11 protein-coding genes are annotated in these 9,212 nt (G+C 55.0%); all 11 read right to left on the bottom strand.

Translation table 11 applies throughout. The features are described 5' to 3' along the window. Window positions 1-102: 102 nt before the first annotated feature. A complete protein-coding gene (locus tag NBH15_RS28505) occupies window positions 103-675 on the bottom strand; it encodes a conjugal transfer protein TraO (protein WP_250824149.1) in 573 nt (190 codons plus the stop codon). 2 nt (window positions 676-677) lie between these two features. Further along, window positions 678-1,667 carry a conjugative transposon protein TraN gene (gene traN / locus NBH15_RS28500; protein ID WP_250824148.1) on the bottom strand — a complete coding sequence of 330 codons (990 nt, stop codon included), beginning with the start codon at window positions 1,665-1,667 and terminating at the stop codon, window positions 678-680. Window positions 1,668-1,737: 70 nt separating this feature from the next. Next, complete coding sequence (gene traM / locus NBH15_RS28495) at window positions 1,738-3,099, bottom strand: conjugative transposon protein TraM (protein WP_250824147.1); 1,362 nt, start codon at window positions 3,097-3,099, stop codon at window positions 1,738-1,740. Then, the gene (locus NBH15_RS28490) at window positions 3,080-3,403 is read right to left on the bottom strand and encodes a TraL conjugative transposon family protein (RefSeq protein WP_250824146.1); all 324 of its coding nucleotides are present in this window, start codon (window positions 3,401-3,403) and stop codon (window positions 3,080-3,082) included. Before NBH15_RS28490 ends, traM begins: the two co-directional genes overlap by 20 nt. Window positions 3,404-3,408: 5 nt before the next feature. Next, complete coding sequence (gene traK / locus NBH15_RS28485) at window positions 3,409-4,032, bottom strand: conjugative transposon protein TraK (protein WP_250824145.1); 624 nt, start codon at window positions 4,030-4,032, stop codon at window positions 3,409-3,411. A gap of 31 nt (window positions 4,033-4,063) precedes the next feature. Further along, window positions 4,064-5,068: a conjugative transposon protein TraJ gene (gene traJ / locus NBH15_RS28480; RefSeq protein WP_250824144.1), complete on the bottom strand. Its 1,005-nt coding sequence runs from the start codon at window positions 5,066-5,068 to the stop codon at window positions 4,064-4,066. Between the two features lie 3 nt (window positions 5,069-5,071). Further along, complete coding sequence (locus tag NBH15_RS28475) at window positions 5,072-5,701, bottom strand: DUF4141 domain-containing protein (RefSeq protein WP_250824143.1); 630 nt, start codon at window positions 5,699-5,701, stop codon at window positions 5,072-5,074. Between the two features lie 26 nt (window positions 5,702-5,727). Continuing rightward, on the bottom strand, window positions 5,728-6,111 hold the full coding sequence (locus NBH15_RS28470) for a DUF3876 domain-containing protein (RefSeq protein WP_250824142.1): 384 nt from the start codon (window positions 6,109-6,111) through the stop codon (window positions 5,728-5,730). Window positions 6,112-6,148: 37 nt separating this feature from the next. After that, window positions 6,149-8,653, bottom strand: coding sequence for a TraG family conjugative transposon ATPase (locus tag NBH15_RS28465; RefSeq protein WP_250824141.1), 2,505 nt, complete (start codon window positions 8,651-8,653; stop codon window positions 6,149-6,151). Further along, a complete protein-coding gene (locus tag NBH15_RS28460; protein WP_007749041.1) occupies window positions 8,650-8,982 on the bottom strand; it encodes a DUF4133 domain-containing protein in 333 nt (110 codons plus the stop codon). Before NBH15_RS28460 ends, NBH15_RS28465 begins: the two co-directional genes overlap by 4 nt. Window positions 8,983-8,992: 10 nt before the next feature. Then, a partial coding sequence (locus NBH15_RS28455) for a DUF4134 domain-containing protein (RefSeq protein ID WP_250824140.1) occupies window positions 8,993-9,212 on the bottom strand: 220 nt, incomplete at its 5' end.

The following is a 9,212-nucleotide window of genomic DNA, read 5'->3' as shown; positions in this document are numbered from 1 at the left end:
CATCCTAAAATATGTTACCCAAAAAACACACAACTAACTGTTCGCAAGTTAAATACAATTATTATACAACATAAATTGAAAGCTAACATATGGCATCAAATGTTATATATAACATTTGAACCCCACTCCGAACTGCGTGTGAAATTTCTTCGTGTCGCCACCCCACAGGCAACGCTCCCGGAGGTTGGCAAGCAGGGCTATACGGTCAGCCACGTAAAACTCCATGTCGAGCGTCAGCGCACCGCCGTAGATGAAGGCGTCCCGGTCATGGAGCGTGGAGCCGTCATGCAGCACCTTATCGCCCCAGTTCACCGATTCATATCCGGCGAGAGCCGAAGCACCCGCATAGACGAACACGATTTTACGCGCGTCGGAGAGTATCTTGAAGTAGTAGCCGCCCTCCGCTGTGAACTGAGCCACGGGTATCTTCACGTCCTTGTAGGGATTGTTCTTCAGCAGGTATTCGCCGCCGAACACCCATTTGTTTCCGCCTTTGGTATAAGTGGAGAGAGCCGCCCCGAAACTGTACCCGCCGTCGTTGCCGCCGGGATTGAAGCCGTCCGCCATGTTCGCCCTGACCTCGATGCCCTGCATCTTCGGCAGGCACCGCTGGGCGTGCGCCTGCCCCGTGAACAGGGCAAGCGACGCGATGATTATTGCGATGTGTTTTCTCATGGTCAGCGCACTTGAAGTTCGTTGATGGTATTGGCACGCACCAAGTCCTCGTTTTCAATCACGAAAGACTGGTGGCGACCTCCGTTCTTCTCGTTGAGTTCCACCACGAGGCATTTGTCATCGGGAATGGTGAACTTCGCCATCGTGAACACCGTGCGCTCACTCTTCTTGCCCGGCACGCAGGTGGCGTAGTTCTGCGCACGGAGCGGCAGGATGATCTGCTCCTGTACGGCGGTACGCTTCGCCACCTTCTTGTCCACGATTTTCCATGTGATGTAGTCCACATCGAAAGGCACATTGCTCTGGTTCTTTATCTCCGTGTGGAAATAGAGCAAACCATTATGCGTATAGATGCCTTTCAGCAGGTACTGGATGCCGAAACGCTTGCAACCGATGTGCTTCACCTCGCGCTTGTTCTGCTTGTGGATGGACTTCATGATAAGGCGCACCAGCATGGGACTTTCGCTACCCAGCTCCTTGAGGTAAATCTCTTGCGCATTGTTCGGACGGTTCACCGCCTCGCCGTCATGGATGAAGTCGCACATCTCCACGTTGAGCAGCAGCGGTTCGGCGGCGTACTTCACGTTGAAGGTATAGAAACTCCCGTCCTCCGTTATCACGGACATATTGGTCTCGTTCGGGAAGTTACGCACGGTAGCCTTCACACGGATGACATTCTCCGCTCCGTCGGCTTTGCCCGCAATCAGGTCGGGCGAGCCTAAATCGACATAGCGCACTTCCGCCGGGAAAATGACGTGGACGGTCTTGTCATAGGTCACTTCCAGACCGTGAGGCGGTATCATGCGGTCGAAGGTCAGCTTTCTCGACAGCCCGTGATACAGGTCGCCGTCCGCCTCCTTCTGCGGATAGACCTCCTTTGTCAAGGTCAGGTTTTCTTCATTGCCGTTGTCCTGTGCAACGGTTACGTTCTCCTGCGCATTGGCAGTCGCGATGCCCATAGCGAGGGCAAGCATGATGATTACTTTTCTCATTTTACTTTGGATTTTAGTGGTAAATAAAATTTGGTTGTTGTTGTTTGTTAGTCGTTGATTATTATTGTTTTCAATCTCTGTCCTGATAGAGCATGACCTTGTACCCGGCTTTCAGATGCACTTTCACCGTGCGCATCTTCTTGGCGATATACTGGCTTGTTCCCTGTATCAGCCCCTTGCCCAAGTCGGAGGCGAGCTGCGCCCCGGCGTTGGTGGAGATATTGATGCTGCTGCCCAGTGAGCCGCCCATGTTGGCGGCGACCTCCCTGACGGCGTTCATTTCCATCGAGTTCGGGATGAAGATGCCGGGCTGTCCGTCCGTGTCATACACCGCCAGTTCCACCGGAATGATAGTGCCGTCATATTCCAGCGATGTAATTCCGATGTCGAGCCGTTCGCCCTGAATCTTGGCAGTGCCTACCACCACCGCGTTGCGTGGAATGATTCTATCCGCCACCGCCATCGGCTCCAGTAGGCGGAGCTTCACTGCTTGCCCATCCGTCACGCTCTGCGCCCCATAGACGCACGCCGATATGGTGTTTTTGTCCGATACAGTCGTGACACCCACCGCCGTGTTGAAACTGCGGTTGCGTTCCTGTGAAAAGGAAGCGACAAACTCGGCGTTACTCATCGGCTGTGAGAGTGAGGACACCACCTGATGTGTCACCTGCCTGACGGGTGCTGCCGTGTTTTTCCCGGCTTTCTGCACGGGGTAAGGTTCTGTCGCCTGCACCTGCACCGGTTCCGGCTTGCCGCCACTCTGACCGCCCATGTACTTCGCCGCCAGCTCGTAGGACTTCTCCATGAGTGCCACTTGCTCATCCATAGAGGATGCCTTGCCCTTCTCGCTTTCAAGTTCGGTTTCCAGCGAGGAGATACGCTCCAGCAGTTCGTCCATCTCCGCGTTGTCGTTCTTCGGCTGCTCGTAGAAATTGCCGAGCGTGGCATTGAGGTCACGGTAGGCGGCTGCGGATGACCGGATGGTTTTCGGAGCGGATGATGTTGCTGTTGCATCTTCCGCACTTCCGGGATTGGCAAGGTCGAAGTCCCTGCCATTGTCCGCTTCCGCCACCTCGCGGTCGAACATATCGCCCAACTGCTGCATGGCGCGGCTGCGGTTCTCCTGCCGTTCCTCCATCGCCCCCTGCTCGTAGGCTTTTGCCTTGTCGCCGATGATCTGGCGGTTCGCCTTGTCAGCGTCTGGCATCTCAATGTTGTAACCACCGGTTCCCGGCTGCTGCTCCTTGTCGGAAGACGGGGCGAATATCAGCCACATCGCACCGATGAACATCAGCACCATAGCGGGCAGCACTATCATTTTCTGACGTTTCAGCCTTTGGACTTCGGTCAGCGGCTTGCGCTCCTTCTTCGGTTTCCCGTTGTCGGGAGCCGCCTTGTTCTCGTTTTTAGGTTCATTCTTCGTCTGTTCCATACGTATTACTGTAATAAGGTGTAAAATGGTCGTTCTTTTCCGGCTTTACGGACAGTTCCACCTGTCCGGCATGGTCTGTTACCATACGGCTGCCGTCATTCCTGCCGATGTCATAGACGGCTTTTCCGAAGGTGTAGAGGGCAAGCACCGCGAAGGCGGCAAGCATCGCCAGCACGATGCGCCTGCGCGTCTTCGGTGGCAAGCCGTCCAGATAGCCCTTGAGCCTTGCCGCCAGCATTTTCTTTTTGTCGTGGAGTTTCCAGTATGTACCCCACAGCGATTTTCTGATACTTTTTCTTTTCATGCCTGTTACCTTTTGACGGTTTGTAAATCCTTGTTCTCGATAATGGTAAATCCCTCGATGGTGAAACCGTTGGGATTGTCGTCCGAACGGGATGAGTTCAAGAGGCGGCACGTGGTCACGAGGCTGCGTTCGGTGACGTTGCTCTGCCTGATGATTTTCTGTGTGGCATAGGTCACGGCACGGTAGGGATAGCCGTTGAAGTCGCACACCACGCTGTCCACCTTCAGCACTTGGTTGATGTTCCCGGCGATGATGCGGTTGTAGTACCCCTTCTCGGCAAAGTCCGAATAGTAGTTGTACACGCTTTTGTCCGCTAACAGCAGGGCGCGTTTCACGTTATGCTCTATCGCGCTCTTTTCGGGCGAGAGCGTGAAGAACAGCTCGTGGAAGCGGCGCACGTGTTCCCTCGCCTCCGCCGGACGGTTCTGCGACAAGTCCTGCGAGAGAGCCAGCATCAGCGACTTGCCGTTGTCCAGCACGTAAATCTTCTCCCGCTGCCGCTCCGCGAAGCGGTAGGAACTCCATACGCTCCAGACCGTTATCACGGCGCACAGCGAGAGGAAGACGATTCCGAACAGGCGTATCTGCCTGAACGACGATTCGATGTTTTTGAGTGACTTGAATTCCATTGTTGTTTATTCGTTTTTAATTGTCAGTTGATTATTTCAGCAGCTTTCCGACACGCCCGACCACGTTGCCTGCGGCTGCACCCGCCACGCTGCCCGCGAATCCGCCAGCCTTGCCTGCCGTCTGGTTCACGTTGCGTCCGTAGCTTCCCATGCCGCCGGCTTGGATAATCCAGCCCGCCACTGTCGGAATGGTGAAGTAGCCGATGATGCCGATGATCATGAACACGATATACACGCCGTCGCTCGAATCCAGCGAGAAGTTCGGGTCAGCCTGCATCCGTTCGATGTCGCTTTGCAGCATCAGCACCTGTATCTTTGCCAGTATGGTGCTGAACATGTCCGACACGGGCAGCCACAGATAGACCTGTATGTAGCGGCATATCCACTGCGTGAGCGTGCTTTGGAAGCCGTCCCACACCGATATAGCGAAGGCTATCGGACCGAGTATCGCCAGCACCACGAGGAAAAACGTGCGGATGGTGTCTATCACGAGGGCGGCGGCTTGGAACATCAGCTCCAGTATCTCGCGGAAGAAGTCGCGGATGCCCTTCTTCATGTTGTACATCCCGCGCTCGATATACATCCCCGCCATCGTCACCATGTCGCCGGGCGACCAGCCCAGTTCATCAAGCTGTTTGTCAAACTCCTCGTTCGACACGAGGTAGGCGGTTTCGGGATTGCGCATCATCGCCTCGTATTCCAGCCTGTCCTTCTGCTCACGGTACTGGTTCATGTCCAGCGTTTCCGCCTCCAGCATCTTTGCCGTACCCTGCACGACGGGCGACATGACGCTGTTTATCGTGCCCAATACCACCGTGGGGAAGAACATGATGCACAAGCCTATCGCAAAGGGGCGGAGCATGGGGAACACGTCTATCGGTTCGGCTCTCGCCAGCGACTGCCACACCCGGTAGGCGACGTAGAACAACGCGCCCAGCCCGGCGATGCCTTTCGCCACGCCCGCCATGTCCTCGCACAGCGGCATCATCTGCTCGTAGAGGGAGCGCAGAATCTGGTGAAGGTTGTCGAAATCCATAGGCTACCAGTATCTTTCGTTCATGTTCCCGTACAGTCCCATGATGCGGTCAAGGTCGTTCTTCTTCTTCGCACGCAGGTAGCTCACGCTGATGTTCTTGTTGGTGTAGTAGCTCACGAGGTTGCGGTAACGCTTCATCTTGGAGTAGCAACGTTCCACCACATCCATGCGCTCCTTGTCCGTCATGGAGAGCGTGGTGATGTTCACCACGTTCTTCAGCTCCGTCAGCACGTCGTTGGATTCCTCCAGCAGCTTGGTGTAGCCGAAGGCGATGGCTCCGAGTTCCTCCACCGTGAAGTTGTCGTCACGCATCATCCTTTGGAAGCTGGTCACGTAGATGTCGGTGATGTCGCCCACCATCAGGATGGTCTGCTGCACCTTCCGGGCATCCTTCACCAGATTGTTCACGGATTTGAGGGCATCGTAATACTTCTTGCCCTGCTCGTAAATCTTCACCGTTTCCTGAAAGTTCTTCACCATATTCTGGGCGGTGGTCGAGGTATGCACCACGTTCTTCGAGGTGTTCACGATGCTCTGCGCGATGTTGGAAGGGTCCACCACCGTCCACTGTGCGCTTGCCCTGCCCGCGAAAAGCAGGCACAGGCAGATAATAAGTGTTATTCTTGTTCTCATGTTTCTTTGGATTTTAGCGGTTATCGTTATTTCTCGTTTATCGGATGATCCGGCTGCGGCTTCACCCTGATATAATCCCCGTTCGGTGAGAAGGTCAGGATGTCCGTCGCTTCGTTATAGGACACGTCGATGCGGAATCCGGTGTTCATGAACAGGTTGCCGTTCTCCTCCTGCAAGAGATAGGTTTCCGGCTTCAGCTTGCGGCGCATACCGCTCCGGCGGAACACCGTCACCTTGTAGGCTTCACCCTCCTTGTAGATAAGCATGTCGGGCTTGCCTTCCACGCTTTCCCAGTTCCCGCAAAGCAGGTCACGGCGGTCGTCCGTAACATCGCAGGATTGCAGCACCATGACCGCCAGCCCGATTAAACACTTGCTGACTTGCAGCATTTTCGTTCTTGATATACTCATACGCATTTTCTTTTTTAGTTGATGAATCTGTTTTTACTTATTCCTTGTTTCTCCGTCTTTCGGCAAGCTGCCGGATGGCGGCTTCGATGTCGCCGCCCAGTTGCTCCGCCAGACGGTAAACCTCCACTTTCTCCGTTTCCTCAGTCGTATAGGCGAGGTATTCCTCTGCACTCACTTCTGTGGCATAGACCGCCGACTGCGTGCCGCCCAGCCCGATCCAGACTTCCTTGTAGAGCCTTGACGGGTTGTTAGCCATATTGATGGAGAGTATCTGCGACTTCTCCTTCTCCGTCAGACCCAAAAGAGACTGTATGGCATCAAACTTGTTCATGTATTTTCGCTGGTCGAGAAGTATCTTACAGTCGGAGTTGTTGATGATGCTCTCCTTGACGACGGGCGAGGAAATGATGTCGTCCACCTCCTGCGTCACCACGATTGCCTCCCCGTAATACTTGCGCACGGTCTTGTACATATAGCGCAGGTATTCAGCCATGTTCGCCGAAGAAAGAGCCTTCCAAGCCTCTTCCACTATCAGCTGTTTGCGCACGCCTTTCAGACGGCGCATCTTGTTAATGAAGGCTTCCATGATGATGATGGTCACGACCGGGAAAAGCTCGCGATTCTCCTTTATCGAATCAATCTCGAAAACGATGAACCGCTTGCCGAGCAGGTCGATGTTCTCCGTGGAATTGAGCAGGAAGTCGTAGCGTCCACCCCGGTAATACTGCCGCATGGTGGTGAGCATATTGTCGATGTTGAAGTCGGACTTCTCCACCTTTATCTCACGTTCCGCCAGTTCGCGGCGGTAGTCGTCACGCATATACTCGTAGAAGGTGTTGAACGAGGGGACGATGCTCCGGTCAGCCCTGATACGCTCGATGTAGGCGTTCACCGCGCTGCCCAGTTCGCCGCTCTCCGTTTTCGTCACCTTGTCGTCCTCCGATTTCCAGAGCGTCAGCAGCAATGTCTTGATGCTGTCCTTCTTCTCCACGTCGAACACGTAATCATCGGTGTAGAACGGGTTGAACGAAATCGGTTTCTCCTCCGTGTAGGTGAAATACACGCCGTCCGCCCCGTTTGTCTTGCGCCGGATCATCTCGCACAAGCCCTGATAGGAGTTTCCCGTGTCCACCAGTACCACGTGCGTACCCTGTTCGTAATACTGCCTCACGAGGTGGTTCATGAAAAACGACTTGCCGCTGCCCGAAGGACCCAATACGAACTTGTTGCGGTTGGTGGTGATGCCCCGTTTCATCGGCAGGTCGCTGATGTCGAGGTGCAGCGGCTTTCCCGTGAGCCTGTCCACCATCTTGATGCCGAAGGGTGATAATGAACTGCGGTAGTTGGTTTCCTCCGTGAAGAGGCACACCGCCTGCTCGATGAAGGTGTGGAAACTCTCTTCCGCCGGGAAGTCAGCCGCATTGCCGGGTATTGCCGCCCAGTAGAGCGTCGGGCAGTCAATGGTATTATGACGAGGCACGCACTCCATGCTTGCCAGCTGGCTGCCCACATCGTTCCTGATATGCTTCAGTTCCTCCGCGTCATCACTCCATGCCATGACGTTGAAGTGCGCCCGCACCGATGTCAGCCCGTAGGAATGGGCTTCGTTCAGGTACTGGTCTATCCATTCGCGGTTGATGCTGTTGCTCCGGCTGTATCGGGACAGCGACTGCATATTCCTCGCGGACTTCTCGAACTTCTGCAAGTTCTCCTCGCTGTTGTCGATAATCACATACTGGTTATAGATGTGGTTGCAGGAGAGCAGCAGCCCCACGGGGGAGGCAAAGGAGAGACGGCAGTCCGAGCGGTCGGTGGAAAGCCGTTCATATCGGGTGTCGGTCGCCACCTTTCCGGGCATATCCTCCGCATCGGAGAGGGTATGCAGGCACAGGCGGTTGTCGCCGATGCGCATTTCCCTTGCCGAGAGGTCGATGTCCTGCAAGGTCGTGTCGTCTTCGGGCATGAGCGAGAAGTAACGCTCTATCAGCCCTGTTTTTTCATCTGTGCCGACAATCTCGTCGGTGGAGAGGCGGCGTAGCCTGACAAAGCCGCTGTCGTTCATGATGCGCTCGAACTGTTCGGCGGCTTCCATGAACTTTCCGGCGGTTTCCCTGTCCAGCTCCTTCGGGATGATATGCCCACGGCACAGCGTGCTGAAGTTGCTCTGCATCCGGTTACGCTCCTTCGTCGTCTTGGTCAGGTAGAGATAGCAGGAGTGTTTCAGGTATGGACGCTCGTTGAAGTGTCGTTCAAAGGAACGGCTCAAGAAACTCATGTCGTCCTTCTGTAACTCTGGCATATATTTCTCCTTGATGAACCAGTCCTGCTTATGCACGACGCAGAAGTCCGGCAGCACCTTGATAGCCTTGCACCAGCAGCCGTGTATCGCCTCGTACTCCGCGCCCGTCACGGTGTAAAGCTCCGGCAGCTCCACCTCGAAAGCCACCGTGATGTCGGCGTCTTTGGAAATGATGCAGCCATGCTCCACAGCCAGCAGCGGGAACTTGTTTTCCAGTGTCGTCATTTTGGATGTATTTCTCATGTCGTTTCTTCCTTTCGTTGCCGTTTGAATAATCGGGTGATCCGCCGCCGGTTGATAAGGTATCGGGGATGGCTCCTTGCCGCTCCCAGTTTCATCAGCCCGTGTTCGCCGTACCGGGCGTTCAGCGCGAAGGTCTGCCATACGAGGACGGAAGACGATGCCGCGCCGAAGCCGATACATATCCACTGGTCGATACCTACCATGTAGAGGATGACGAACAGGACGAAGAGAGCCAGCAGACCTCCGCAGAAGATGAAGAGGTACTGGGCTTTCAGACCCTTGAACTCGACCGGACGGCCGATACCCTTGTTTATCGGGTATTCAGCCATACATCGTTTATTAAAGGAAGAATGAGCGCAGGATGGTGGCGGCGACAATCAGGAAGATACACGCGCCGAACCACGAGGCGGCGGTCTTGCTCGTGTCTGGGTCACCGGACGAGAACTTGGAATATACCTTCACGCCCCCGATAAGGCCGATAACGGCGCCGATGGCGTAGATTAGTTTCGTGTCGAGTAGGTCAGCCCCATTGCTGGGGCTTTCCCCTCTAAGAACCGTG

It is taken from the genome of Parabacteroides caeci (genome assembly GCF_023656795.1).
In the GTDB taxonomy this organism is placed as follows: domain Bacteria; phylum Bacteroidota; class Bacteroidia; order Bacteroidales; family Tannerellaceae; genus Parabacteroides; species Parabacteroides segnis.
Note: the sequence above shows the minus strand (reverse complement) of the source record. Positions and strands in the feature narration are given on the sequence as shown.